The following is a 26,533-nucleotide window of genomic DNA, read 5'->3' on the forward strand; positions in this document are numbered from 1 at the left end:
GTTTGAACAAGAACCTGCTATTTGTCTCCCTTTTATTGTGTGTTGGTTTTGTTTCGTTTGCTCAGAATGCCCGAGTAAAAGGAATAATTCTTAATGAAAGCAATTTTCCCGTTACTGATGTAAATGTTTCTCACTCAGGAAATGTATCGCAGTCTAATTCGGATGGTTTTTTTGATATTTCAATCCCATCTAATAAAAAAGTGATTATTGTTTTTACCCACGTTTCTCAGAAAATGATGACGGTAACTGTAACTTTAAAACCAAATGAGATATTCGTTTTAAATCCTGTTATGAATAGTTATGCCGAGCAAATGGGGGAGATTGTTGTTTTGGCAAATAAAAAACGCATACAAGGAATTACAACCGTAGATCAAACGACTATAAAGAAAATTCCAGGCGCTAATGCAGGAATCGAAAATATATTAAAAACATTACCCGGAGTAAATTCGAACAATGAATTGAGTACGCAATATGCTGTTCGAGGAGGGAATTATGATGAAAATCTTGTTTATGTGAATGAGATTGAAGTATATCGACCATTTTTAATTCGTTCAGGGCAACAAGAGGGATTGAGTTTTACAAATACCGATTTGGTTCAGAATGTCGATTTTTCGGCAGGAGGATTTCAAGCAAAGTTTGGGGACAAACTTTCGTCAGTATTGGATATTACGTATCGAAAACCAACTCAGTTTGGAGCATCTTTTGAGGCAAGTTTACTTGGAGGAAGTGTTGCTGTTGATGCTGTTTCTAAAAACAAGAAATGGTCAGCAATCACAGGAGTTCGTTACCGAAATAATAGTATGCTTGTAAATAGTCAGGATACACAGACTAATTATACGCCTTCTTATACCGATATTCAAACGAACATAAATTATTTTGCTTCAGCAAAATGGCAATGGAGTTTTTTAGGAGCCATTTCTCAAAATAAATATTTGTATCAGCCATTAACCCGAGAAACTAAATTTGGAACTATCGATAAGCCAATGGCGCTTGCAGTATATTATGAAGGACAGGAGAGAGATAAATATGACACTTATTTTGGTGCAATAAAATCAACATATATTGTTTCTTCAGATTTTACTTTAAAGTTCATAGGTTCGATATTTCATACACAAGAACAGGAACATTATGATATTTTAGCACAATATCGTTTAGGTGAGGTAGATGGTGATGGCTCAATAGTTTTGCAAGAAGTAGATTATACCAAAGGAATTGGTTCACAATTAAATCATGCACGAAATGATCTAGATGCTTTAATTGTTAATGCCGAATTAAAAGGAATTTATAATTGGAAAGATAATCTTCTTGAATGGGGAGTAAAATATACTCGTGAATCTATACGTGATCGTGTGGCGGAGTGGGAAGTAATCGACTCAGCTGGATTTTCTGTAAATCCACCAATTGTAAATTTCCCTAAAAATAATCAGCCATACGAATCTTATGCAGGTCCGCTTTTTCCTTATCAAAATGTGAGGGCAATAAATTTTAATACTATAAATCGCTTTTCGGGTTATGCGCAATGGAGCCGAAAAGGAGTTTTAGGTTCTAGTGAAGTTTGGTATAATGCAGGAGTTCGTTTTCAGGACTGGAAAGTATCAGGAGGAATTGTCGAGGGTAAAAACCAGTTAGTATTTAGTCCGCGTGCACAATTTGCTATAAAGCCAGATTGGGATATGGATATGGTTTTTAGGCTTTCGGGAGGGTTATATCATCAGCCACCATTTTATAGAGAATTGCGAAATCAAAGTGGAGAAGTGTTGCCAAATACAAAAGCACAACAGTCTGTACATGTGGTTTTAAGTAATGACTATAGTTTTAAAATGTGGAACAGACCATTTAAACTTGTTTCAGAGTTATATTATAAATCATTATCGGATGTGAATGTTTATACAATAGACAATGTTAGAGTTCGATATGTTGCTAATAATAATGCAACAGCTTATGCGCAAGGCTTGGATTTTAGATTAAACGGCGAGTTTGTGCCAGGAACTGAATCTTGGTTTAGTTTTGGATATTTAAAAACCGAAGAGAATTACGAAAATAATGGATATATAGCAAGGCCAACGGATCAACGATTGAAGTTTGCCCTTTTATTTCAGGACTATATGCCTAATATTCCAAGTGTAAAATTGTATTTAAATTTGGTTTATAATACAGGATTGCCTGGAGGATCTCCTTCGTATTCAGATCCATATCTATATCAAAATCGATTGAATGATTATCGTCGAGCGGATGTTGGATTTTCTAAAGTTTTTATTGATAATAATAGAGTTGCAAAAAGTAAGCTATTTAAAGAATTTAAAGAATTGTCATTAGGATTTGAAATCTTCAATCTTTTTGATAATAAAAATGCTATTACTAACACTTGGGTTCGGGATGTGTATTCTAAAAATCAATATGCAATTCCTAATTATATGACTTCGAGAGTTTTTAATGTAAAATTAACTGCAAGGTTATAATAACCAACGAAAAAGCTAGTTTAGAATGTATAAATTGACTGTAAAGGGGTGAACCATTTTTAAAATTCATTACATTTGAAATTATTTTTTAATAAAACAACATGAGAAAATTACATATATCTATTATAAGTCTTTCTGTTTTACTCTTAGTGAGTTGTAAAAATGAAGTCGAAAAACCAAAGGTTACTTATGATGCTTCTACTGCTTCAAAAGTGATTGCTAAGGTCGATTCAACGCAAGTTGCAATTGCTGATTTGCCAATTCAGATGGAAGGGACAGGTTATTTAATTCACCCAGTTGGAGATGTAAGAGTGTACGAAAGAGGTGTTAAAGCGCGTTATGGTTCATCGAGTGTAAATGATATAAGTTTTACGATTTCGAATATCGGAGAATATGAAATCACGGGATATTTGCAAAATTTAAAATTTCAAAAGATAGATTCGGATTCTATAAGACCATTGACAGATAAAGAAGTTTTAATTCAAACAGCCACTTATTTAAAAACAATTGCCGATAAAACACATAATCATGTTATGGTGTATACTATGGTTGATATGGATACCAATAAAGATGGTAAATTGGATACTAGCGATATAAAAGCATTGTATTTAAGTGATATTAGCGGAGAGCGATTTGTTAAAGTTTCTGAAGATTTTCAAGAACTAATAGACTGGAATATTATTGATTCAAAAAATCGTTTGTATTTTAGAACTATCGAAGACACAAATAAAAATGGTCAGTTTGATAAAAATGATGTTTTGCATTATAACTACATTAATCTTGGAGTTAAAGATTGGAAAGTGATTAGTTATAAGCCAATTTAGTATTTTTAATTATATCAAAATATCGCTTTCAAGATCAGATTTTTCTATATCAAAGTCATAACCTAGTTTGTGAACTAAATCAATTACAAGTTTTTTATACCAGTTCTCCGATTTGGGGTGAATGTATATTTTTTCAATAAGATATTTAAGGTTAACATTAACCCTTAAGCCATCATTGATTTTAATGTTGCTTTTGGAAGAATCTGTGATTATACGTACTTCACGTTCATATTGAAAACTTTTTCTTTTAAATAAAAATGGAAAGAATAAATCATCAAATGGGATGTATTCTTTCTTGTAATCAATATAATTTACTTCACCTATATATTGATCATAATTATTCTCGGTTTTCAATGCTTTTTGTAATCTTCCAATGGTAGATTGAATCGCTAATCCTTCGCTATTTTGAGTGAATATCTGCCACATAGCAAACGATTCATATTCATTGATATGCCAACTGCTTATGGCTACTTTTTCGCGATGAGTCTTGTAATAATCTATAAACTCGGGATTGTCTATAGCAAGTTTTTTAATCTCTTCATAAGTAGGTTCGCTAAACGTGCCCTCGTACTGATCTTCAAATTTATCAGAACGAGACATGAATAGTTTTTTAGACATCAATAAGTCTAGAAACTTAGATAAATCTAAGTATTTCCAGACTACTGTATTAGGATCTTCGGGAAGATTAATGTTTGAATTGTGACGATACATAAGTGCTTAGGTCTTAGGTATCTCTAAATTAAGAAAAATTATTCAAACGACTGCATGGTAACTAGCTTATTATAAGTTCCGTTTAAAGCTATTAGGTTTTCATGAGTTCCTTGTTCTACAATTTTACCTTTTTGCATAACAACGATTAAATCTGCTTTTTGTATAGTAGATAAACGGTGCGCAATAACAATAGAGGTACGGTTTTGCATCATGTTTTCAAGAGCCACTTGTACAAATTTTTCGCTTTCAGTATCTAGTGCAGATGTTGCTTCGTCAAGAATCATAATTGGAGGATTCTTTAAAACGGCACGAGCAATTGATAAACGTTGTTTTTGTCCGCCAGAAAGTTTGTTTCCGCTGTCTCCAATATTGGTATAAATGCCAAGAGGTAATTCGCTTACAAATTCAAAAGCATTGGCAATTTTTAGAGCTTCAATAATTTCTTCATCGGTTGCATCTAATTTACCTAGCGAGATATTGGCTTTTATGGTGTCATTAAATAAGATACTATCTTGAGTTACTAATCCCATTAAACCACGTAGAGAATGTAAAGACATATCTTTAATATTGATATCGTCAATCTTTATACTGCCTTCGTTTACATCATAAAAACGAGTAAGAAGATTGGCTATAGTACTTTTTCCACTGCCTGATTGCCCAACTAGGGCAACAGTTTGTCCCTTTTTTATTTCAAGAGAAAAGTCTTTTAATACATTTTCTTTCTCGTATTTAAAGTTGATGTTTTTAATTGTGATATCAGAGTCAAAAGTAGCTTTTTCTATAGCATCTACTTTACTTGTAATTGGGTTTTCTTGGTCAAGAATTTCTAATACACGTTCTGCTGCTGCATTTCCTCTTTTTACACCATAAGAAGCTTTTGAGATTGCTTTTGCAGGAGTAAGGATGTTGTAAGCTAATCCCATATAAGCGATGAATGAAGCGCCATTTAATGTTTTTTCGATTAAAACCATTTGACCACCATACCATAGCAAAATTGCAATTACCATGATTCCCATGAATTCACTTGCAGGAGAAGCTAAGTTTTGACGATTTCCAATACTATTTGATAGTTTAAAGAAGCGTTGCGTTGAGTTTTGGAAAACGCTATTGAAATAATTTTCAGAGTTATATCCTTTCACCACTTTTAAGCCACCTAATGTTTCTTCAATAGTAGATAAAAATGTTCCTTGTTCTTGTTGTGCTTTAGTTGATTGTTTTTTTAATTGCTTTCCTATCAATGATATGATATATCCAGAAACAGGAATAAAAATAAAAACAAATAAAGTTAATTGAGGACTTATAGCAAGCATGGCGATAATTGTAAATACAATAGTAAGCGGTTCTTTTACGATAAGTTCTAAAATTGCCAGAAATGAAGTTTGTACTTCGTTAACATCACCTGCAATACGAGAAATAACATCACCTTTTCTTTTTTCGGAGAAAAATGATAAAGGTAATTCAAGTGTTTTTTTATACATCGCATTTCGCATATCTCTTAAAACACCATTTCTTAAAAAAGTAATGAAGAACATCGCAAGATAATCACATAGATTTTTTAATAAAAATATCGAAATAATCACTGCTACCATTATAGATAGTGTGTATCCTACACCATAATTATCGGTTGCCTGTGTGATAAAATAGCTTAAGTAATTTTCGGCATAGTTTTTAAACTCCCAAATACCTTCGTAAACAGGCATTGTGGTGTTCCTTTTTGTTTGGTCAAATAATACCTGAATCATAGGGATTAATGCCATAAACGAAAGCGTGCTAAATAATGCATAAAGAATATTAAACAAAATATTCATGTATGCGTATCTTTTATAAGGGAATATAAAAGGGAGTATTCTTTTGAAATTGTTCATTCAAGATGTTTTTATTTTTTAAATCAACTTTATAAGTCGGAAGTAAAAAAATTAATTCAATTGCATCGCAGCGATAATATTTTTTATTTTTTTGTCTAAAATTGCATCAGTAGAATCAAAGTCTTCTACAGAATACAATTCTGTATTTACGCTAATATAAAATTTGATTTTTGGTTCAGTTCCGCTTGGTCTTGCACAAATTTTAGAACCATCCTCAGTATAATAAATAAGCACATTTGATTTTGGGATAGTCATTTCAGATACTTCGCCACTCAGTAAATTTAATGCTGTAGATGATTGGTAATCTTCTACCATTATTACTCTTTGTCCATCTATTTCTTTTACAGGATTTTCACGTAAATTAATCATCATTTGGTTAATTTCTTGTAATCCTTCTATTCCTTTTTTGGTTAAAGCAACCAAGTGTTCTTTGTAAAATCCGTGTTCAACATAAAGATTTAAAAGTTCTTTGTAAACAGAGCTTCCATTTGCTTTTGCTTGAGCGGCCATTTCGCAAATTAGTAAAGTTGCAGCAACGGCATCTTTATCACGAACAGCGTCTCCAACCATAAAACCAAAGCTTTCTTCTCCACCACCGATAAATTCAAGTTCAGGGAAGTCTTTGATCATTTTGGCAATCCATTTAAAACCTGTTAAGCCTACTTTGCACTCCACATCATAGCTTGTTGCAAGTTCCATCATCATAGGAGTTGAAACAATAGTTGATCCTATAAATTGTTTTCCATTGATTTTTCCAGCTTTTTTCCACTCTTGCAATAAGAAAGAAGTCATTAAAATCATGGTTTGGTTTCCATTTAGCAAAATCATTTCTCCTTCGTTATTGCGTACAGCAACTCCTAGACGATCACAGTCAGGATCTGTACCAACAACAATATCTGAATTTGTTTTATCAGCTAATACCAATGCCATTGTTAATGCTTCAGGTTCTTCTGGGTTAGGTGATTTTACAGTAGGGAAATCTCCGTTTGGGACAGCCTGTTCAGGTACAATGTGTACATTAGTATAACCTGCTTGTGATAAAGTAGGAGGGATTGATTTTATAGAAGTTCCATGTAAAGATGTAAAAACGATTTGTAAATCTTCTTTAGCTTCAGCTGGAGTATTAAAACTAGCGTTTTCAATAGATGATTTGATAAAAGCATTATCAATCTCTGTATCTATATATTCAATTAATTTTTCATTAGCATGAAATTTAATTTTTGCATAGTCTAAGCTTTCAATCATCGCAATAATCTCAGCATCCTGCGGAGGAACAATTTGTCCACCATCTTCCCAGTATACTTTATATCCGTTATATTCAGGCGGGTTATGTGATGCGGTAAGTACAATACCACATTGGCAGCCTAAATGTTTAAGTGCAAAAGATAATTCTGGAGTTGGACGCATATCTGAAAATAAATAAACGTGAATTCCATTTGCAGAGAAAACGTCGGCAACAACTTTGGCAAGTGTGTTACTGTTGTGACGGCAATCATAAGCAATTGCTACTTTTAGAGCTTGGTTAGGGAAAACTTTGTGCATATAATCAGAAAGTCCCTGTGTGTTTCTTCCAAGTGTGTATTTATTGATGCGGTTACTACCAACACCCATAATACCACGCATTCCACCAGTTCCGAATTCTAGATTTTTATAAAAACTTTCCTCAAGGTCTTTAGGCGATGTTGTCATCATTTCTTTAATCGCCGCTTGTGTTTCATTGTCAAATGCTGGCGTTAGCCATTCGTTTACAGCAGTTAAAATGTTAGGTGCTATATTCATTTGTATATTGTTTAAAATTGTAAGTCAAAAAATAATAATGCAATTTCAGGAGTTAACATTTCGATTTCTCGAAAAAATCTCCTGCTTTCCGATAGCTATCGGAAAGTTATGTCTTTATATTTTTAAAGAAAAAAAATAAAGAATGCCACTACTTCCCGATAGCTATCGGGATAGGGCTAGGGTATGTGTTAAAAATTTACCTGATTTGCTATTTTATAACGAGCTTCATTATTTTTAGTTCGTAAAATAATTTCCCCTAAAAATCCAGCAAGAAATAATTGTGTTCCTAATATCATAGTTGTTAATGCGATAAAAAACCAAGGGTTATTCGTCACCAAGTTATAACGCATTCCCATATACATATGGTACAATTTGGAAACACCAATATAACCGGCCAGTAAAAAGCCAATTATAAACATAAGCGATCCCATTGCGCCAAATAGGTGCATTGGTCTTTTTCCGAATCTTGATAAAAACCAAATTGTAATCAAATCCAGGAAACCATTAACAAAGCGCTCCATACCAAATTTGGTTTCGCCATATTTACGAGCCTGATGTATAACTACTTTCTCTCCAATTTTATTAAAACCTGCGTTTTTTGCTAAAACAGGAATGTAACGGTGCATTTCGCCTGAAACTTCAATGTTCTTAACAACGGCATTTTTGTATGCTTTTAATCCGCAATTAAAATCATTTAATTCAACACCAGAAGTTTTTCTCGCAGCCCAATTAAATAATTTCGATGGTAAATTTTTTGCTACAACAGAGTCGTAGCGTTTCTTTTTCCAGCCCGAAACTAAATCAAATTTCTGATTGGTAATCATTTCGTATAATCCAGGGATTTCATCCGGACTATCTTGTAAATCGGCATCCATAGTAATGATAACATCACCATTTGCTTTGGCAAAACCAGCATGTAAAGCTTGCGATTTACCAAAGTTTTTCATGAACCGGATTCCTTTTACATTCGGATTTTCATTAGAAAATCCTTCAATAATATTCCAAGAATTATCTGTACTTCCATCATCTACAAAAATGATTTCATATGAGTAATTGTTAGATTTCATCACTTTAATGATCCATGTATATAGTTCCGTAAGTGATTCCTCTTCGTTAAGAAGCGGTATAAGTATAGATAAATTCATTTATTTTATTCTTGATATGTATTTTTGCTTTTAAAAAAGGCGGCCATAATTAATCCTAATATTGAGTAGCCAACAATACTAAAAACTAATGCTTTTAATAACTCAGCAGTAGCATAAGGATTACTTTCTTTCATTTTTGCCATTGTTTCATTTATTACCGATGCAGGTGTTCCGAATTTTTGTAATGTTTCAGCCATATATTTTCTGATTAATTCACCCAAAGTGTCTTTTGCACTAGGGTCAATAACGTTAAATAAAATGATATTGAAGAAAGTAGAAATTAGAATCCCTACAAGAATGGCAACAAAATAAGTTGTAAATGCATCTTTAAAGGTGAAAATACCTTTTAAATCTTTTTTAGTTTTTGATAATAAAGTAATAGTTATTACTAGAAAAATAACAAATGTCATACCTCCAATCCAACCAGAAACGAATAGTTTTAGGTCTATTGAGTACATAATTGCGGTGATTAGGGCTAAAACTACACCTATTATTATACCGTAAGTAATTCCATTCTTTTTTATAACTTCATTAATCATAATTTATATGTTTTAAAATTAATCCACAAATATAACAATTCCCAATATATTCATGGATAAAAAATGCTTTTCGATTTTAGATAAAAAAAATAGGGTAAAGGTTTGTTTATTGAAAAATAATTGTAAATTTGCAAACTGAAATAATTAAAAGTTTTTAAACAAAAAGAGTAGTTGCATTTACACCTTTTTCTAACCACGAAGAAGCTTCAAAATTAAAACGCTCCAAACAATAAATAAAAAAAAGATGAAAAAAGGAATTCACCCAGAAAATTACAGATTAGTTGCTTTCAAAGACATGTCAAATGAAGAAGTTTTTGTTACTAAATCTACTGCAGATACAAAAGAAACAATAACAGTTGATGGTGTTGAATATCCACTTGTAAAAATGGAGATCTCTAGAACATCTCACCCTTTTTACACAGGTAAATCTAAACTTATCGATACTGCAGGACGTATTGATAAATTCAAAACTAAATACGCTAAACACGCTAAATAATTTTAGCTCGTTTCTAAATAAATCAAAGCCTTCCTTTTTGGAAGGCTTTTTTTGTACATTATATTGTCTTAATGCTTGATTAAGAAGTCTTATCATTAAATGAAACAAATAAAATATTTGTAACTTTGGACTCGATAACCAAATCGAGATTTTAAAATATTGTCAAATTAAATTAATATATGAATTACATTCTATTCGACGGGCCCGTCCGGAATGCCTTGTTGCCTTTTACGTTTACCCGACCTGTTGCTGATATCTTAATCGGAATAATGACAATACGTCAAAAATGGGAAATGCATTTAGGATCAACTACAACCACAATAACCGAAGAGTATCTGTCAGAAAAATATCCAATGGTAGAGCTTGAGGAAAATGTAATGATAAATGCTTCGTTTTTACCAAATTATGACTTAGCAGAACTGGTTTCGGATTTAAAAATTAATCAAGCTATCTTTAAAGGGGAAGATGTTATTGCTTTTTTTACAAGTGAAAATCAAGAAGAAGTTGATTTTGATACTTATGAAATTATTCAATACAGCGGTAATTGTATAACAGTAGAAAATACTTGGGATATTTTCTCGAAAAATGATGCGGCAATTCGCGAAGATTTTAATTTCTTGACAGAAGACAGGAAATCGCAACCAATCCCTAAAAGCGTAAATACTATTGCTCCTGAGAATATATTTATAGAAGAGGGTGCGAAACTTGAGTTTGTTACTTTAAACGCATCTACAGGACCAATATATATAGGTAAAAATGCTGAGATTATGGAAGGCTCAGTTATTCGTGGACCATTTGCTTTATGTGAAAATGCACAAGTAAAAATGAATGCTAAAGTTTATGGGGCTACAACTGTAGGAGTAGGTTCTAGAATAGGAGGAGAGGTTAAGAATTCGGTTCTTTTTGCAAATTCAAATAAAGGGCATGACGGATTTTTAGGAGATTCAGTTTTAGGTGAATGGTGTAATATTGGTGCAGATACTAATAATTCTAACCTAAAAAATAACTATGAGGAAGTGAAATTATGGAGCTATGAAACAGAGGGATTCGCTAAAACCGGACTTCAGTTTTGTGGTTTAATGATGGGAGATCATAGTAAATGCGGAATTAATACCATGTTTAATACAGGTACAGTAATAGGAGTAAGTGCTAATATTTTTGGTTCAGGCTTTCCTCGCAACTTTGTGCCAAGTTTTTCTTGGGGTGGGGCAGCAGGTTTTACAACATATGTTACCAAGAAAGCTTTTGAAACTGCAAGATTGGTTATGGGACGCAGAAATATTGATTTCGATGAAAAAGAAGCTGCAATTTTAGAGCATATTTTTGAAGAAACAAAAAAATGGAGAAAAGACTGAATTTAATTAGATAATTAGTCAATTTGAAATTAGATAATATAGCGAACCCGACAAGTTTTTAAAATTTGTCGGGTTTTTGTTTTTTTAGTTAAATGCTATTTATCGATCTTAGTAAAATCGCCTTTTAGGTTAAATTTTAATTCTAAACCGTTGGTTAGTTTTGTTTCGTAGCCAAAAGTTCCTATTTCTATTTTGGTTATTTTTTCTTTAGGGAAATTTGTTTTTACATAAGTCGCAATTTTTTTAGGGATAATAGAGCTTGGGATTTTAGCGCTTTTGCCATCAACTTCTTTCCAGTTTCCTTTTTTATCAAATTCGATTTCAATTTTATTGTCAAATTGAACTTTGTATTCTGTTGAGAGGATCTCTTTGTCTTGCAGTATGTAGCTGGGCTTTTTAGATCCGAAGTGAGTCTTTAAGAAATTTTGTGCATTTGCGGGTAAAGCTTCTTTTTTGATTACAGTTTTTTGTGCATTTGCAGAAAGTCCAAATATTAATCCTGCAATAAGGCAAACTACTAAGTTTAATTTTGTTCTCATGTTTTTCTGATTTTTAGATTCTTATACAAGGTATGATAAAAAAAATAAAATATGTAAGAAAAATGACGAAACTTAAAAAACAAAGATGTCAGAGATTTAATTGTATTGTCGAATACTCTAATTAATCTATCTTTGCACCTCGAAAATTTGGGTTAGCAAATTAACGATTAACCGAATAAACAAATTCACAGTATAATGATTACAGTTAATGATATTTCAGTTCAGTTTGGAGGAACTACACTTTTTAGCGATGTTTCTTTTGCTATAAATGAAAATGATAAAATCGCCCTTATGGGTAAAAATGGTGCGGGAAAATCGACACTTTTAAAAATAATTGCTGGTCAAAGTAAACCTTCTACTGGAAGTATCTCGGCTCCAAAAGATGCTGTTGTGGCTTATTTGCCTCAGCATTTATTGACCAAAGATGGATCAACTGTAATGGAGGAAGCTTCAAAAGCTTTTGGCGAGATTTTTCAAATGAAAGCTGAAATAGATGAGATAAACGAACAATTAACTGTTCGTACTGATTATGAAAGTGATGCTTACATGAAATTAATCGAAAGAGTTTCGGACTTAAGTGAGAAATTTTATGCGATTGAAGAAGTAAATTATGAAGCTGAAGTTGAGAAAATTTTAGTTGGATTAGGTTTTGAACGTGAAGATTTTACACGACAAACTTCTGAGTTTTCTGGAGGATGGAGAATGCGAATTGAATTGGCTAAAATTCTTTTGCGTAAACCAGACTTGATCTTGCTGGATGAGCCAACCAATCATATGGATATTGAGAGTATTCAATGGCTAGAGGAGTTTTTAATTAACTCAGCTAAAGCAGTTGTGGTAATTTCGCATGATAGAGCATTTGTAGATAATATTACCAATCGTACTATTGAAGTTACAATGGGGAGGATTTATGATTACAAAGCTAAATATTCTCATTATTTAGAGTTAAGAAAAGATCGTCGTATACACCAACAAAAGGCATATGATGAACAACAAAAAATGATTGCTGATAACAGAGCATTTATAGATCGTTTTAAAGGAACTTTCTCTAAAACTGATGCAGTTCAGTCTCGTGTTAAGATGCTGGAAAAATTGGTTATAGTACAGGTTGATGAAGTAGATAATTCGGCACTAAAATTAAAATTTCCTCCAGCAGCACGTTCAGGACAATATCCTGTTGTGGTAAAGGATTTGTCAAAATCTTATGGAGATCACGTAGTATTCAAAGATGCTAATGTAGTTATTGAAAGAGGTCAGAAAGTAGCTTTCGTGGGGAAAAATGGTGAAGGAAAATCGACTATGATTAAAGCCATCATGAAAGAAATTGGAATCGATGAAGGAAGTGTTGATATTGGGCATAATTCGCAAATCGGGTATTTTGCTCAGAATCAGGCTTCTTTGTTAGATGAAAATGCTACAATTTTCGAAACTATCGATGCTATTGCTGTTGGAGATGTTAGAACGCAAATAAAGAACATTCTTGGGGCTTTTATGTTTCAGGGAGATGATATTACAAAGAAAGTAAAAGTGCTTTCAGGAGGAGAGAAAACGCGTTTGGCAATGATTAAATTATTGTTAGAGCCAGTTAACTTATTGATTCTGGATGAGCCTTCGAATCACTTAGACATGAAAACCAAAGATATTATTAAAGATGCTTTACGTGATTTTGATGGTACTTTAATCTTGGTTTCTCACGATCGTGATTTCCTTGACGGATTAGCAACTAAGGTTTTTGAGTTTGGAAATAAACGTGTAAAAGAGCATTTTGAAGATGTTGCTGGTTTCTTAGCGCATAAAAAAATGGACTCAATGAGAGAAATAGAAAAATAGTTTTATGTTTTAATAATGAAAAACGGCATAAGGATTAGCTTATGCCGTTTTTTTTTATCTGATAATTAGGAAGACTAAGCTTCTTTTAGAGCATTTTTCTTCTTGTAGTATAAGGCAATATAGGCTGCAATTGAGCAAACTAAGCCTATAATAATCATGTTCCAAATAGGTTTTGTTGTTTGTGAAAAAGTCCCATTTTCGATTATTAATATTCTAAAAGCTTTTAAGAAATGTGTTAATGGGATTACGTTTGCAATTGCTTGCACGGCTTGTGGCATTTGGCTTAAAGGCCAAGTAAATCCACTTAGAATAAAACTAGGAGTTGCAATAACCATTAGGACTTCTGTAGCTTTTAATTGGTTAGGGATTAAAATACTTACCAGAATACCAATAAAAGAAACTGATAACACAAAAATTCCTGCTATGAATGTGAGCGGGAGCAGATTTTCATAAAAAGGAAGTCTAAACCATAAAGTAAAGAGCCAGTATATGAACCAAATGCCAAAACTCATTAGCATATAAGGAATAATTTTTACAGCCAAGAGGTTTAAAATTGAAGGACATCTTTTAACTAAGTCTTTAAAAGTTCCGTTTTCAAATTCAGATGCAAAAGAAAGTGCTAGTCCTAGTAAAAGAACTTGTTGTAGGACAGTTGCTAAAACACCTGGCCAAAGAAAATACATGTAGTTGGTGCTTCGGTTGTATTTCTTTATAAAAGTTGTCTTAAAAGGTTCGTATTGAGACATAAGTAAGTTTTCTGGAACGCCTTGTTTTCTTAAAGTTTCAATTTGTACCCCAGCTTTTAATGTTCCAAGGCAAACTTGTATTGCTGTCGATGCGTAATTGGCAGTTAAGACATTAGAAGTATTTACGATGGTTGTGATTTCTGGGTACTTTTTTGTGAGAGTCATTTTTTCAAATCCCTTTGGTATGATAACAACGCAGGTAGCTTCTTTTTGTATGGCAATCTGAGAAAGATTGTTTTGATCGTATAGAATTGAAGCAATATGTATTACCTCATTGTCTTCAAACATCTGAATTGCTTTTGAGCTCATTTCAGTACGGTCTTGATCTACAACAATTATGGGTAAATCGGTCACTTTACCTTTACCATAAACATAGCCTAATAGAACGCCATAAAGTATTGGTGCACCAATAAAAAGCAATCGAAGCACTTTGTTTTTCCAGAATAATTTGAATTCCCGTTTAAGCAATGAAAAGAAATTTTGCATAGTTAAAGAGATAAAGTAACAGTTGTTTTTGTGATCAAATCTTTTGTTTCATTGCTATTGGAAGGTGTTATTTTTATTTCGAATAAACTTTCCTGCATTTCATAATCTGGGTATGCGGTTGCAATATTTCCATAGGCTCCCAGTTGTTTTATTGTGCTGATGTTTCCTTTTATGTCTATTTTTTTATAAGGAACATGTACAGTTACTTCTTGCCCTTTTTTAAATTTATCCAATTGATTCTCTGGTATTGTAAAGCGGAAGTAAGTGCTATTGGCAATATAGCCATTAAATAAGGTATAACCAGGTAATGCCAGTTCGCCAATAGTTAATGTTATGGTTTCTATGCTCATGTCTTGCGGAGCTACAATATAACGTTCTTTATCGGCAGTTTCTACTTCCTGCAAAGCTCCAAGCGCTCTGTCTTGTTGTCCTAAGGCCATTGTTTGTTGCTCAATACGAGCTCCTTTTTTTGCGTCGTCTAGTTCGGCAATAACTGCATTATATTGGGCTTGTGCTCCTTGGTATTTAGCAAAAGTTTCGTCATAAGTTTGTTGTGATATTAAAGAGTCTTTGAGCATATTTGTTAATCGTTTAATCGATTTTTGAGCAAATTCATACTGTTCCTTTAATCCCATTTTTTTTGCTTCCAGTTGTTTAATCTGGTTTTCAGTTGCTCCTTTTACAGCCATTTTGTATTGGGCTTTCGCAGATATAACCGCTCCTTCAGCCTGATTTTTTTTAGCGTCTACTTCTGGAATATCAAGAATTGCAAGAGTATCTCCTTTTTGGACTATATCTCCTTCTTTGACAAATATTTTTAAGATTTTTCCAGGAATTTTGCTAACAACAGCAATTTGTTCTTTTTCTATTTTTCCCTGAATCAAATTTTCTTTTTTTTCTTTTTCACAACTTGTAAAGACGAAAATTAAATTGATTATAATAATTGCTTTTTTCATAAAATAGAACTTTTATTTAGATAGTTTTTTTGATAAATCGCCAGTAGCAATTATTGTTTCAATAGCTGATAATCGTTGTTCGATTAACGTAGTTGTTTTGTTTACAGATGCTTTATAAGAATCATTTTCGGCTTCAAGACGTTCCGATATATTGATAAGCCCTTCTTTGTATTGTTTTATTGCAAGATTCAAATTATTACCTGCTACTTTTTCTTGTTGTTGAGTAATGTCAATTTTTTGAGTCAGAACGCTATAGTCAACTAAGTTTTTTTCAAGTAACAATTCTAGCTTTTCTTTAGTATCGTCAATTTGGTTTTGCATCTGTTCGATATTGATTTTGGCTTCATGTACCTTATGTTTTCTTTCAAAACCTGAAAAAACTTCCCATTTCATTGCTGCGCCTACAACCCAGTTATTACTTATAGTTGCCTCGTTTAATCCTAAATATAATGCTTGATTTATTCCGGTAACTATAGGTGTTGTAGCATTAGCATTAAATAAACTTGAATAAGAAACTCCACCAAATGCTCCTAAAGTTGGTAAATAGGTGCCTTTTTCTTTTTTTAGCAAATATTCATAAGCAGTTTTAAAAGATTCCAAAGCTTTTATTTCTTGTTTATTTTGAGTGCTTAATTTTTCATTTGTAATTAAATATGGAACTAAGTCGTACTGCACATTTTCTATTTCGGCAATAGAGTATCCTGTTAAGTACTGAATTTTTTTATAAACTAATTTTCGTTTTCCATCCAGTTCAATTTTTTTAGAGGCTAATTCAAGAGAAGCTAGCTTAATTTTATCTCTATCATAAGGAATTGCAAGGCCTTGTTCTATTGCTTTTGTAACACGTTTAGTTTCGGTATCTAATCGCTTTTCACTTTCTTTTATTAATCTATCTATTTCTTTTAATAGTTCTAATTGATCAAATGTGTTAATGACGTCTTTTATGATTCCATCTTTCTCGGATTCTTTTAAAAACACAGTTCCTTTGGCTTTTTCGTGTATTGCTTTGGCCCCGTTTGGAATTTGCATACCGCTAAATAAGACTGTTTTAGCTATTACACTTCCATTAAAAATATTCCCATAATTTTTAAAGGCTGTTTTACCATCAAATAAAGGATAATTTACAATAGGAATAGTAGCAGTAGGCAGATCTACTGTTAGTTTATTGTCAAAATACGTGTATAATGCACTTGCTTCGACAGTAGGAATGTATTTATTCCAAACTCCTTTCTCTTGAAGATTTAATTTCTCAATATCGAGATCTTTGTTTTTTAAAGAAGTACTTTTTTCTAAAGCTTTATTAATGGCTCCTTCCAAAGTTGGAGAGACTTCAATTTGAGCATATCCATAAGTTAATGAAAGAAAGAAAAAGAAAATAGGTGAAAGTTTTCTCATTGTGTTTTTTTTGTTTCTATATATATGATAAATCCAAACAGATTTTGTAAGATACTACAAGTGGAATGAGTGTATATAAAATACGGTTATATGCAAAGTTAAGAATATTAGTCTTACAATCTTTGTTTATAATAAGTAAATTCGTGGTAGGATTTAAAAACTTACAGTGACTTTCATTGAGAAAACAGAAAGTTTTCCGATGATGTAGGACTTTATTTGTTTTTTTATACCTTAGTATGCATATTTATAAATTAACTACTTATTAACATGAAAAAAAATGTATTATTTTTAGCTATTATGTTGACTAGTCTGTTTAGTCTGCCTATATTTTCTCAAACAAATGATGAACCAGTTGCTTTAGGTTTACCTGGGGATAATCTTAATTTATTTGCAGTATTAGATGTTTTTCAAAAATCAAAAACATTAGAAGATTTCGAAAGAGCATTAAATGATCCGGATAGTAAGGTTAATAATTTAGACTTAAATAATGATGGAGAAATCGATTATATTGAGGTAGAAGGTCATAAGGAGGGTAATACTCATGTGATTGTGCTTCAGGTTGCTGTAAATAGCAAAGAAACGCAAGATGTTGCTGTTATTGAGGTTACTAAAGATAAAAAGAACAAGGTACATGTTCAGGCTATTGGAGATGAAGATTTATATGGTAAAAATTATGTTGTAGAGCCTTCGGATATTGTTTCAGGAACACCTAATCCAGGATACAAAGGAGATGCTACTGTAATCGTAAATAATAATACAACCAATAATTACAATACAACAACTAGTCCAAGTTATGTGAGTGCTAGTGTAAGTGCATGGCCAGTGGTTTTATTTTTATTTTCTCCTGTATATGTAGTATATAGATCGCCTTGGCATTGGGGGTATTATCCTCCGTACTGGCGTCCTTGGCGTCCAGTTTATTATCATGATTATTGGGGATATCATGGACATTATTACAGAAGTCCTTATTATCGAAGAACTGCTGTTATAAGACATCCTAGGTATTATAATAACTATGTTAGCAGAAGAAATACATCGGTAGTTGTTAGAAATAATAGAACCAACGGACGATATAATTCTACCTACAATGGAAGAGATTATAAAAGGCCAGCGCCAGTTACTTCTACAAGGCCATCTAGACCGGGTAATACGACTAGGCCAGTAACACGCCCTACAACTCCATCGACCAGACCGGGTAATACAACTAGACCAGTAACGCGTCCGACTAATCCATCGACCAGACCAGGAACAGGAACGACAAGACCAACTACGCGTCCGGTTACTCCAACTAACCCGTCAACGCGACCAGTTGTAAGGCCAACACAGCCAGTAACAAGGCCGACTACACGTCCAGTTACTCCAACTAATCCATCTACGCGACCTGCTGTAAGGCCTGTGCAGCCAGTAACGCGTCCAGCAGTTAGACCTGTAACACCAAGACCAGCAACGCAAAGACCTGTAGATGGGGGTTCTAATAGAAGATAAGGGTACAGACTGAAAATCAGATTTTGCATATTGACTAATTACTAGTCTAAATTTTTATTTAATATACTTATGAGGAAACTTCCGCTAATCAAAATTGTATTCGCTATCTTAATGGTGCCTTGTTTTATGAATGCCCAAGTTGATGTGAATCAGGCTACCACAAATTCTGATGAAGGAGTGAAATATCCACAATTTCAGTTTAAAGGACTTTTTCAGGCTCGTTTTTTAGGAGCGCTTTCGGATAATGTAGATGTTCTTGGAGTTCATAATTCAACTGGAGAGGCTACTAAAACTTCATTTGATGTTAAGAGAATGCGCGTTGGGCTAAATACAAAATTGAGCGAACAAACTGAAGTAGTGATTCTAGTAAATTTAGCTGATTTTAAATCAGATCCTAAAAATAAGGTTCTTGAAAATGCTTATGCAAAATATACTTTTAGTAAATACTTTGCAGTAACAGGAGGTCAGTTCCGACCAGCTTTTGGTATAGAAGAACTTGTTCCTGTGGATGTCATTAAGTCTTTTGATTTCTCAAATCAGTATTATGAATTTGGGAAAAATGGATGGACGAGCTTCCAAATCGGAGCTTCCGCAACAGGTTCTTTTGACGTGGGCATTGTTCCTATAAGTTATGCTGTTTCTATTTTAAATGGAACGGGAAGGAATCAGGAAAAAGATAAAGATAGCGGAAAACAATATTCTACAAGATGGGTTTTTGGGTTGTCTAAACTGCATAAAATTAATTTAGGATTAAATGGTGGAACTGGAAAAGTATTTGATCAGGATGTTTTTGCCTTAGGTGCTGATATTACGAGTGATTTTAAACTTACGGATAGATTTACTTTTGATTTGCAGCTTGAGTATAAACAAGGAACGAATCATAATTTATATTTTTCATTACCAGTAGATGGTAGGACTTTGCATGTTAATGATTATCAGATGCGTGGATATTATGTTATGCCAAATTTGCGATACCGTATAGATTATAAAAAATTGACCTCTTTGGAGTTTTCATGTCGCTATGAGTCTTTTGATACCAATTTTAAATTAAATTCAAATGTTCGCAAAACATATACGCCAATGTTGAGTCTTGAATTTGGAAAGGCTTATACTGGTAGAATTGAATTAGGATTTGAAATTGATAGGTACGATAAGAATATTCCTAACACAAATATGTATAATGATAATTTATTTATCGTTCAATTTCAAACTAGACTTTAATATAATTTCCATATCATGAAAGAAGTAAAAATTCCTCAAACATTAATAACACTTGCAATTGGTATTGGGCTTTGGATTATTCCAGCTCCTGAAGGTGTTAAAGAAGTAGCTTGGCATTTGTTTGCTATTTTTGTGGCGACTATTCTCGGAATTATTTTAAAGGCTGCTCCTATGGGGACTATGTGTATGATTGCAATAGCTGTAACTGCATTCTCGCAGGTATTGGCTCCCGGTGATGCTGGGAAATCAATAACATTAGCATTAAGAGGGTTTGGAGATAAAGTGATATGGCTAATAGGAATTTCATTTTTTATAGCACGTGGATTTATTAAGACTGGACTTGGAAATAGAATCGCTTTTATTTTTATAAGAATATTTGGGAAAAGTTCATTAGGGCTTGCTTATGGATTAGGGCTTGCTGATTTATGTCTTGCTCCTGCGGTTCCTAGTAATACAGCAAGGGGAGGCGGGATTATTTATCCCATTATGAAATCGATGGCAATAAGTTTTGGATCAGAGCCAGATAAACCAGAAACGCATAGAAAGTTAGGTTCGTTTTTAACATTGAATAGCTATAATATGAATCTTATTGCATCTTCGATGTTTTTAACAGGAACTGCAAGTAATCCGATGTGTCAAAAGTTTGCTTTAAATTTAGGTATTAAAATAACTTGGATGTCTTGGGCGCTTGCTGCAATTGTGCCGGGGCTAGTGGCTTTCTTTGTTATTCCTTTAGTTTTATATAAAATTTATCCGCCAGAATTAAAATCAACAAAAGACGCCCCAGGAATTGCCAAGCAAAAGCTAAAAGAAATGGGGCCGATTTCTAGAAACGAATGGTTGATGTTATTGACGTTTTTTATCTTGTTGTTTCTTTGGATGACAGGTGATTTATTCTCTATTGATGCTACAACAACTGCTTTTATTGGTTTGGTAATTTTGTTATTAACTTCAGTTTTAACTTGGGATGATGTAAAATCCGAAAAGGGAGCTTGGGATACTATTGTATGGTTTTCGGTTTTGGTAATGATGGCGAGTTCACTCAATGAATTAGGTTTCATTGGGTGGTTCAGTGATTTGGTAAAAGAGCAGATAGGAGGATTAAGCTGGCAAATGGCTTTTCCTATTATAATTCTTGTGTACTTTTTTAGTCATTATCTTTTTGCGAGTGCAACAGCTCATGTAGCGGCAATGTATGCCGCATTGTTAGGGGTTGGAGTTTCTTTGGGTGTTCCAGGGTTGCTATTGGCTTTTATGCTTGGATTTGTAGGTTCGCTTTATGGTACGCTAACGCATTACGGACATGGACCAGCTCCTGTATTTTTTGGTAGTGGTTATGTCGATTTAAAAAGTTGGTGGGTAAAAGGTCTTGTAACAGGCCTTGTCCTATTACTCATATATATGGTGATAGGAGGGTTATGGATGAATATAATCGGGTACTATTAAATTCGGATACCAGGTGGAAGTAGCTCTTTATAAACTGGGTTTTTCTTAAAAAAAGCTGCAATTTTAGGATGAATAGGAACTACTTTTAATTTTCGTTCAATCGAAATTTCCATTATGCTTTTAAGGATGTTGTAAAAAAGTTCTTGATCGTCAAAAGATTCTGGAGTGTTGACTTTTGTTAGAAATATCTTTTTTTCTTGAAAAGAGTATTCGATTGTTAGTAATCCTGTAGGTGTTGAGATTTCAAATTGTCTTGCAAAGGCATTGTCTTTGATTTCCATTGCTGAAATGGGTTCCATATTATTTGTTTTTTATGTGGTATTTAAAAAAAATAGAAGAAATGAACCTTGTGAAAAGTTCGAGAGGACTTCTTATAATATATTGTCAGAAACAAATTGTTTCTACTACAAAGATAATCATTTGATATTCAATAACAAAAGTTTTTAGGAATGAGAAATATTTTACATTTTTAAAACTGTTGTGAACACGCGGGTTTACTATGATTTTAAGTGATAATATTATTATAAAAACAGAGCTGGACTCGTTAAAAAACGATAATTTTATATCAATAATAGTTTTTTTGTTGTTATTAATATTTGAAATGTGATTATGAGTAAAGTTCCTGTTTATTTTATGCCTGGTCTTGCGGCAAGTACAACTATTTTCGAGAGGATTGCATTGCCTGAAGATGTTTTTGAAATGCATTTGTTAGAATGGGAAATACCGCTTGATGGTGAATCTTTGCCAGATTATGCTAAAAGAATTACTCAAAATATAAAACATCAAAATCCAGTTTTAATAGGAGTGTCCTTTGGAGGTATTCTGGTTCAGGAAATGGCAAAGCATATAGCAGCTAGAAAAGTAATTATTATTTCGAGTGTGAAGTGCAATGCTGAGTTCCCTAGAAGAATGAAAATTGCCAAAACGACTAAGGCTTATAAATTAATCCCAATGAGATTGATTTTAAATGTAGAAAGTTTGGCTAAGTTTTCTTTTGGGGAAAAGATAAATAAACGATTGAAGCTTTATGAAAAGTTTTTGTCTGTGCGAGATATTCGTTATCTGGATTGGGCAGTTGAACAAGTAATTCTTTGGGATAGAACTAAAATTGATGAAAATGTAATTCATATTCATGGAGATCAAGATGAGGTTTTCCCTATAAAGTATATTGCCAATTGTAAAGTGGTGAAGGGGGGAACTCATATTATGATTTTGAATAAGTTTAAATGGCTAAATGAAAACTTACCTAAAATTATTTTAGAGTAGATTCTTTGGTTGTAATTAAGTTTCTCTCTTGGTTAATTTTGGTCATAAAAAAACCATCCGTTTTGCGGATGGTTTTTTTTATAAGAGGTAATGTGAAAACTACATTTTTTTCATTTGATCTTTCATCATTGTAATTTGCTCTTTTAGCATTCCTTGTTTATCAAGCTTTTTAGCCTCGTTTAATAAGTTTGTTGCTTCAAGTTTTCTTCGGCGTGACATGGCAACACCAGCAAGATTTAATTTAGCTACAGCTAAATCCATATCCATAGATAAACCAAGTTCAATTGCTTTTTTGAAATATTTTTCAGCTTGATTGATATTAGTTTGAGAAACCATGATACCATTTAGGTAGTTAAAGTAACCTTGTTGTTTTCTTACCAAAGCAGTTTCAGGGTTTTTGATGTATGCTAGCCATTTTTTAGCACCTTCAAAATCTTGTTTTCTTAGTTTTAAGAAGGCTAATAAGATAAATTCATTTTTAAAATAAAGGAAAACAGGGATTCCGGCCAATAATATAAGGAAGATTCCGTTTCCAATATTACTTTCTGTAAATTGCCAAATGCCAGCAACTACTAATAGTCCGGCTAAAATAAGTTTAATATTTCTGTGAAACATAATAGGTGTATTTTTGTGAATGCAAAGATAGTAAAATGAATTAAAAATATTTTTATAAAACTACTTGCCAGAAAAAAAAGTCTTTGTATATTTGCACTCGGTTTTACGGATAGACAATTCGAAAACCAAAAAGAAGATATTAGACACCATATTTAAAGATACAAAGCAATGAGTAAAAGAACGTTTCAACCATCGAAAAGAAAAAGAAGAAATAAGCACGGATTTATGGACAGAATGGCTTCTGCGAATGGAAGAAAAGTTCTGGCACGTAGAAGAGCTAAAGGAAGACATAAGTTAACTGTTTCTAGCGAACCTAGACACAAAAAATAATGTTTCTATAAACATAAATAAGGCGTTACTTTTTTTAGTATCGCCTTTTTTTATACCTTGTCATTAAAAAATAAGTAATGTTTTAATTTCTAAACAAGTAGAGTTAAACATTAAGCGAAAATATAACTACACAATACAATTAAAATGCCTAAAGACACATCAATAAAATCAGTTTTAATAATAGGTTCAGGACCTATTGTTATTGGTCAAGCTTGCGAATTTGATTATGCAGGATCGCAATCAGCACGCTCTATTCGTGAAGAAGGAATTGAAGTTATTTTGATAAATTCAAATCCAGCGACTATTATGACCGATCCAAGTATGGCCGATCATATATATTTGAAGCCACTAACTACAAAATCGATTATTGAAATTTTGAAAGCACATCCACAAATTGATGCTGTTTTACCTACAATGGGTGGACAAACGGCATTGAATTTATGTTTGGAAGCTGATGAAAAAGGAATCTGGGCAGATTTTGGGGTGAAATTAATCGGTGTTGATGTAAATGCGATCAATATTACCGAGGATAGAGAGCAGTTTAAACAACTTCTTGAAAAAATTAATGTACCAACGGCACCTGCAAAAACTGCAACTTCTTATTTAGAAGGAAAAGAAATTGCTCAGGAATTTGGTTTTCCATTAGTTATTCGTCCTTCATTTACTCTTGGAGGAACTGGAGCGGCTATTGTTTATAAAAAAGAAGATTTTGATGAGCTTTTAACAAGAGGACTTGAGGCTTCTCCAATACATGAAGTTTTAATTGATAAAGCTTTAATGGGGTGGAAAGAATATGAATTAGAGCTTTTGAGAGATAAAAATGATAACGTAGTAATCATTTGTTCTATCGAAAATATGGACCCAATGGGAATTCATACTGGAGATTCGATTACAGTTGCACCTGCAATGACATTATCTGATGCAACATTCCAAAAATTACGTGACTATGCAATCCTGATGATGCGTAGTATTGGGAATTTTGCAGGAGGTTGTAACGTGCAATTTGCAGTTTCGCCAGATGAAAAAGAAGATATCGTTGCGATTGAAATTAATCCACGTGTATCTCGTTCATCAGCATTAGCATCAAAAGCAACTGGATATCCAATTGCAAAAATTGCTTCTAAACTAGCGTTAGGATATAATCTGGATGAATTACAAAATCAAATTACAAAATCAACTTCGGCTCTTTTTGAACCAACTTTGGATTATGTAATTGTAAAAATTCCTCGTTGGAACTTCGATAAATTTGAAGGTGCTGACAGAACTCTTGGTCTTCAGATGAAATCTGTAGGTGAGGTTATGGGAATCGGACGTTCATTTCAAGAGGCTTTACACAAAGCAACTCAGTCATTAGAAATTAAACGTAATGGTTTAGGTGCTGATGGAAAAGGATATAAAAACTACGAACAAATTATCGAGAAACTAACTTTTGCAAGTTGGGATCGTGTTTTTGTAATTTATGATGCAATTGCAATGGGAATTCCATTGAGCCGTATTCATGAAATTACAAAAATAGATATGTGGTTCTTGAAACAATATGAAGAACTTTATACACTTGAGAAAGAAATTTCTAACTATAAGGTAGCTACTTTACCAAAAGAACTTTTGCTTGAAGCGAAACAAAAAGGTTTTGCCGACAGACAAATTGCTCATATGGTGAATTGTTTGGAAAGCGAAGTTCATACTTTAAGAATGGGAATGAATATTAATCGTGTGTTTAAATTGGTTGATACTTGTGCAGCCGAATTTAAAGCTAAAACACCTTATTACTATTCGACTTTTGAAGCAGAAATTGAAAAAGCAAATGGAGAACGTTATGTAGATAACGAAAGTATTGTTACGGATAAAAAGAAAATAATAGTTTTAGGTTCAGGACCAAACCGTATCGGACAAGGAATTGAATTTGACTATTCTTGTGTTCACGGGGTATTGGCTGCTAAAGAATGTGGTTATGAAACTATCATGATTAACTGTAATCCTGAAACAGTTTCGACTGATTTTGATACTGCTGATAAATTATATTTTGAACCAGTTTTCTGGGAGCATATTTACGATATCATTCAGCATGAAAAACCAGAAGGAGTAATTGTACAGCTTGGTGGACAAACTGCTTTGAAATTAGCTGAAAAATTATCTAAATACGGAGTAAAAATTATCGGAACTAGTTTTGATGCCTTAGATTTAGCTGAAGATAGAGGACGTTTTTCAGAATTATTGACTGAATTAAATATTCCTTTCCCGCAATTTGGAATCGCAGAAACTGCTGATGAAGCTTCGGCCTTGGCAGATACGCTTGACTTCCCATTATTGATTCGTCCTTCTTATGTATTAGGTGGTCAGGGAATGAAAATTGTAATCAATAAAAAAGAACTTGAAGAGCACGTAATCAATTTATTGAAAACTATTCCTGGAAACAAATTACTTTTAGATCATTATCTTGCTGGAGCAATCGAGGCTGAAGCTGATGCTATTTGTGATGCTGATGGTAATGTTTATATCATTGGAATCATGGAACACATTGAGCCTTGTGGAGTTCACTCAGGAGATAGTAATGCAACATTGCCTCCTTTTAACTTGGGAGAATTCGTGATGCAACAGATAAAAGATCATACTATAAAAATTGCTAGAGCTTTAAAAACTGTAGGTTTAATAAATATTCAGTTCGCTATAAAAGACGATACGGTTTACATTATCGAAGCTAATCCTAGAGCATCGAGAACAGTACCATTTATTGCAAAAGCTTATGGAGAACCTTATGTAAACTATGCTACAAAAGTAATGTTAGGTCATAATAAAGTAACTGACTTTAAGTTTAATCCACAATTAAAAGGATTTGCAATTAAACAACCAGTATTCTCTTTTAGTAAATTCCATAATGTAAATAAAGCATTAGGACCAGAGATGAAATCTACAGGAGAAAGTATCTTGTTCATTGACGACTTAAAAGATGATCAATTCTACGAATTGTATTCAAGAAGAAAAATGTATTTGAGTAAATAATCTCAAATTCTGATATAAAAAAAGCTCCATAATTGGAGCTTTTTG

The 26,533-nt window shown here is 32.9% G+C and carries 22 protein-coding genes; 11 read left to right on the top strand and 11 right to left on the bottom strand.

The genetic code is table 11. The features are described 5' to 3' along the window. The first annotated feature begins 2 nt into the window (after positions 1 to 2). Both OIU80_RS18000 and OIU80_RS18005 read left to right on the top strand, forming a co-directional pair. A complete protein-coding gene (locus tag OIU80_RS18000) occupies positions 3 to 2,459 on the top strand; it encodes a TonB-dependent receptor (protein WP_264288367.1) in 2,457 nt (818 codons plus the stop codon). Between the two features lie 101 nt (positions 2,460 to 2,560). Then, positions 2,561 to 3,283 (top strand): hypothetical protein, encoded by a 723-nt coding sequence (locus tag OIU80_RS18005; protein ID WP_264288368.1) that lies wholly within the window; start codon positions 2,561 to 2,563, stop codon positions 3,281 to 3,283. Between the two features lie 9 nt (positions 3,284 to 3,292). On the opposite strand, the gene OIU80_RS18010 is transcribed toward OIU80_RS18005, so the two are convergent. From OIU80_RS18010 to OIU80_RS18030, 5 genes are all read right to left on the bottom strand, one after another. Continuing rightward, positions 3,293 to 3,994 carry a hypothetical protein gene (locus OIU80_RS18010; RefSeq protein ID WP_264288369.1) on the bottom strand — a complete coding sequence of 234 codons (702 nt, stop codon included), beginning with the start codon at positions 3,992 to 3,994 and terminating at the stop codon, positions 3,293 to 3,295. A gap of 38 nt (positions 3,995 to 4,032) precedes the next feature. Further along, positions 4,033 to 5,859 (bottom strand): ABC transporter ATP-binding protein, encoded by a 1,827-nt coding sequence (locus tag OIU80_RS18015; RefSeq protein ID WP_264288370.1) that lies wholly within the window; start codon positions 5,857 to 5,859, stop codon positions 4,033 to 4,035. Positions 5,860 to 5,910: 51 nt separating this feature from the next. Next, positions 5,911 to 7,638, bottom strand: a complete 1,728-nt coding sequence (locus OIU80_RS18020; RefSeq protein ID WP_264288371.1) for a phospho-sugar mutase — start codon at positions 7,636 to 7,638, stop codon at positions 5,911 to 5,913. 188 nt (positions 7,639 to 7,826) lie between these two features. Then, entirely contained in the window at positions 7,827 to 8,783 is a 957-nt protein-coding gene (locus tag OIU80_RS18025) for a glycosyltransferase family 2 protein (RefSeq protein ID WP_264288372.1), read from the bottom strand. Between the two features lie 5 nt (positions 8,784 to 8,788). Continuing rightward, positions 8,789 to 9,322, bottom strand: a complete 534-nt coding sequence (locus OIU80_RS18030; protein WP_264288373.1) for a DUF4199 domain-containing protein — start codon at positions 9,320 to 9,322, stop codon at positions 8,789 to 8,791. A gap of 244 nt (positions 9,323 to 9,566) precedes the next feature. Here OIU80_RS18030 and OIU80_RS18035 point away from each other — a divergent pair, with 244 nt between their 5' ends. Together OIU80_RS18035 and OIU80_RS18040 are read left to right on the top strand one after the other, a co-directional pair. Continuing rightward, entirely contained in the window at positions 9,567 to 9,818 is a 252-nt protein-coding gene (locus OIU80_RS18035; RefSeq protein WP_129539582.1) for a type B 50S ribosomal protein L31, read from the top strand. 179 nt (positions 9,819 to 9,997) lie between these two features. Beyond that, positions 9,998 to 11,173: a GlmU family protein gene (locus OIU80_RS18040; protein ID WP_264288374.1), complete on the top strand. Its 1,176-nt coding sequence runs from the start codon at positions 9,998 to 10,000 to the stop codon at positions 11,171 to 11,173. Between the two features lie 95 nt (positions 11,174 to 11,268). On the opposite strand, the gene OIU80_RS18045 is transcribed toward OIU80_RS18040, so the two are convergent. Then, positions 11,269 to 11,712 (bottom strand): PepSY-like domain-containing protein, encoded by a 444-nt coding sequence (locus OIU80_RS18045; RefSeq protein ID WP_264288375.1) that lies wholly within the window; start codon positions 11,710 to 11,712, stop codon positions 11,269 to 11,271. A gap of 195 nt (positions 11,713 to 11,907) precedes the next feature. Here OIU80_RS18045 and OIU80_RS18050 point away from each other — a divergent pair, with 195 nt between their 5' ends. Beyond that, a complete protein-coding gene (locus OIU80_RS18050) occupies positions 11,908 to 13,542 on the top strand; it encodes an ABC-F family ATP-binding cassette domain-containing protein (protein ID WP_264288376.1) in 1,635 nt (544 codons plus the stop codon). Between the two features lie 74 nt (positions 13,543 to 13,616). Here the strand turns inward: OIU80_RS18050 and OIU80_RS18055 are convergent, their stop codons facing one another. The 3 genes from OIU80_RS18055 to OIU80_RS18065 are packed head-to-tail and all read right to left on the bottom strand — an operon-like array spanning position 13,617 to position 17,125. Then, complete coding sequence (locus OIU80_RS18055) at positions 13,617 to 14,774, bottom strand: ABC transporter permease (protein ID WP_264288377.1); 1,158 nt, start codon at positions 14,772 to 14,774, stop codon at positions 13,617 to 13,619. A gap of 2 nt (positions 14,775 to 14,776) precedes the next feature. Continuing rightward, entirely contained in the window at positions 14,777 to 15,730 is a 954-nt protein-coding gene (locus tag OIU80_RS18060; RefSeq protein WP_264288378.1) for an HlyD family secretion protein, read from the bottom strand. Between the two features lie 12 nt (positions 15,731 to 15,742). Further along, positions 15,743 to 17,125, bottom strand: a complete 1,383-nt coding sequence (locus OIU80_RS18065) for a TolC family protein (RefSeq protein ID WP_264288379.1) — start codon at positions 17,123 to 17,125, stop codon at positions 15,743 to 15,745. Positions 17,126 to 17,392: 267 nt separating this feature from the next. Here OIU80_RS18065 and OIU80_RS18070 point away from each other — a divergent pair, with 267 nt between their 5' ends. From OIU80_RS18070 to OIU80_RS18080, 3 genes are all read left to right on the top strand, one after another. After that, positions 17,393 to 18,610 (top strand): hypothetical protein, encoded by a 1,218-nt coding sequence (locus OIU80_RS18070; RefSeq protein WP_264288380.1) that lies wholly within the window; start codon positions 17,393 to 17,395, stop codon positions 18,608 to 18,610. Between the two features lie 126 nt (positions 18,611 to 18,736). Next, on the top strand, positions 18,737 to 19,831 hold the full coding sequence (locus OIU80_RS18075; RefSeq protein WP_264288381.1) for an OprO/OprP family phosphate-selective porin: 1,095 nt from the start codon (positions 18,737 to 18,739) through the stop codon (positions 19,829 to 19,831). A 15-nt stretch (positions 19,832 to 19,846) separates the two neighbouring features. After that, positions 19,847 to 21,277, top strand: a complete 1,431-nt coding sequence (locus OIU80_RS18080; RefSeq protein ID WP_264288382.1) for an anion permease — start codon at positions 19,847 to 19,849, stop codon at positions 21,275 to 21,277. Here the strand turns inward: OIU80_RS18080 and OIU80_RS18085 are convergent. After that, on the bottom strand, positions 21,274 to 21,558 hold the full coding sequence (locus tag OIU80_RS18085) for a GNAT family N-acetyltransferase (protein WP_264288427.1): 285 nt from the start codon (positions 21,556 to 21,558) through the stop codon (positions 21,274 to 21,276). The genes OIU80_RS18080 and OIU80_RS18085 overlap by 4 nt on opposite strands. 328 nt (positions 21,559 to 21,886) lie before the next feature. Here OIU80_RS18085 and OIU80_RS18090 point away from each other — a divergent pair, with 328 nt between their 5' ends. Next, the gene (locus tag OIU80_RS18090; RefSeq protein WP_264288383.1) at positions 21,887 to 22,543 is read left to right on the top strand and encodes an alpha/beta hydrolase; all 657 of its coding nucleotides are present in this window, start codon (positions 21,887 to 21,889) and stop codon (positions 22,541 to 22,543) included. 99 nt (positions 22,544 to 22,642) lie between these two features. Here OIU80_RS18090 and OIU80_RS18095 read toward each other — a convergent pair whose 3' ends face one another. Beyond that, complete coding sequence (locus OIU80_RS18095; protein WP_264288384.1) at positions 22,643 to 23,158, bottom strand: tetratricopeptide repeat protein; 516 nt, start codon at positions 23,156 to 23,158, stop codon at positions 22,643 to 22,645. A 168-nt stretch (positions 23,159 to 23,326) separates the two neighbouring features. On the opposite strand from OIU80_RS18095, the gene rpmH reads away from it, so the two are divergent. Together rpmH and carB are read left to right on the top strand one after the other, a co-directional pair. Further along, on the top strand, positions 23,327 to 23,488 hold the full coding sequence (gene rpmH, locus OIU80_RS18100; RefSeq protein ID WP_008464848.1) for a 50S ribosomal protein L34: 162 nt from the start codon (positions 23,327 to 23,329) through the stop codon (positions 23,486 to 23,488). A 144-nt stretch (positions 23,489 to 23,632) separates the two neighbouring features. Next, positions 23,633 to 26,488 carry a carbamoyl-phosphate synthase large subunit gene (gene carB / locus OIU80_RS18105; RefSeq protein WP_264288385.1) on the top strand — a complete coding sequence of 952 codons (2,856 nt, stop codon included), beginning with the start codon at positions 23,633 to 23,635 and terminating at the stop codon, positions 26,486 to 26,488. Positions 26,489 to 26,533: the final 45 nt, after the last annotated feature.

This window comes from Flavobacterium frigoritolerans, from assembly GCF_025847275.1.
Lineage (GTDB): Bacteria > Bacteroidota > Bacteroidia > Flavobacteriales > Flavobacteriaceae > Flavobacterium > Flavobacterium frigoritolerans.

Excerpts from the sequence above, each read along its gene's own strand:
- OIU80_RS18065 (WP_264288379.1), bottom strand. The coding sequence starts at position 17,125 with ATGAGAAAACTTTCACCTATTTTCTTTTTCTTTCTTTCATTAACTTAT.
- OIU80_RS18025 (WP_264288372.1), bottom strand. The coding sequence starts at position 8,783 with ATGAATTTATCTATACTTATACCGCTTCTTAACGAAGAGGAATCACTT.
- OIU80_RS18040 (WP_264288374.1), top strand. The coding sequence starts at position 9,998 with ATGAATTACATTCTATTCGACGGGCCCGTCCGGAATGCCTTGTTGCCT.
- rpmH (WP_008464848.1), top strand. The coding sequence starts at position 23,327 with ATGAGTAAAAGAACGTTTCAACCATCGAAAAGAAAAAGAAGAAATAAG.
- OIU80_RS18020 (WP_264288371.1), bottom strand. The coding sequence starts at position 7,638 with ATGAATATAGCACCTAACATTTTAACTGCTGTAAACGAATGGCTAACG.
- carB (WP_264288385.1), top strand. The coding sequence starts at position 23,633 with ATGCCTAAAGACACATCAATAAAATCAGTTTTAATAATAGGTTCAGGA.
- OIU80_RS18045 (WP_264288375.1), bottom strand. The coding sequence starts at position 11,712 with ATGAGAACAAAATTAAACTTAGTAGTTTGCCTTATTGCAGGATTAATA.
- OIU80_RS18005 (WP_264288368.1), top strand. The coding sequence starts at position 2,561 with ATGAGAAAATTACATATATCTATTATAAGTCTTTCTGTTTTACTCTTA.
- OIU80_RS18060 (WP_264288378.1), bottom strand. The coding sequence starts at position 15,730 with ATGAAAAAAGCAATTATTATAATCAATTTAATTTTCGTCTTTACAAGT.
- OIU80_RS18070 (WP_264288380.1), top strand. The coding sequence starts at position 17,393 with ATGAAAAAAAATGTATTATTTTTAGCTATTATGTTGACTAGTCTGTTT.
- OIU80_RS18030 (WP_264288373.1), bottom strand. The coding sequence starts at position 9,322 with ATGATTAATGAAGTTATAAAAAAGAATGGAATTACTTACGGTATAATA.
- OIU80_RS18055 (WP_264288377.1), bottom strand. The coding sequence starts at position 14,774 with ATGCAAAATTTCTTTTCATTGCTTAAACGGGAATTCAAATTATTCTGG.
- OIU80_RS18095 (WP_264288384.1), bottom strand. The coding sequence starts at position 23,158 with ATGTTTCACAGAAATATTAAACTTATTTTAGCCGGACTATTAGTAGTT.
- OIU80_RS18010 (WP_264288369.1), bottom strand. The coding sequence starts at position 3,994 with ATGTATCGTCACAATTCAAACATTAATCTTCCCGAAGATCCTAATACA.
- OIU80_RS18015 (WP_264288370.1), bottom strand. The coding sequence starts at position 5,859 with ATGAACAATTTCAAAAGAATACTCCCTTTTATATTCCCTTATAAAAGA.
- OIU80_RS18085 (WP_264288427.1), bottom strand. The coding sequence starts at position 21,558 with ATGGAAATCAAAGACAATGCCTTTGCAAGACAATTTGAAATCTCAACA.
- OIU80_RS18080 (WP_264288382.1), top strand. The coding sequence starts at position 19,847 with ATGAAAGAAGTAAAAATTCCTCAAACATTAATAACACTTGCAATTGGT.
- OIU80_RS18050 (WP_264288376.1), top strand. The coding sequence starts at position 11,908 with ATGATTACAGTTAATGATATTTCAGTTCAGTTTGGAGGAACTACACTT.
- OIU80_RS18075 (WP_264288381.1), top strand. The coding sequence starts at position 18,737 with ATGAATGCCCAAGTTGATGTGAATCAGGCTACCACAAATTCTGATGAA.
- OIU80_RS18035 (WP_129539582.1), top strand. The coding sequence starts at position 9,567 with ATGAAAAAAGGAATTCACCCAGAAAATTACAGATTAGTTGCTTTCAAA.
- OIU80_RS18090 (WP_264288383.1), top strand. The coding sequence starts at position 21,887 with ATGAGTAAAGTTCCTGTTTATTTTATGCCTGGTCTTGCGGCAAGTACA.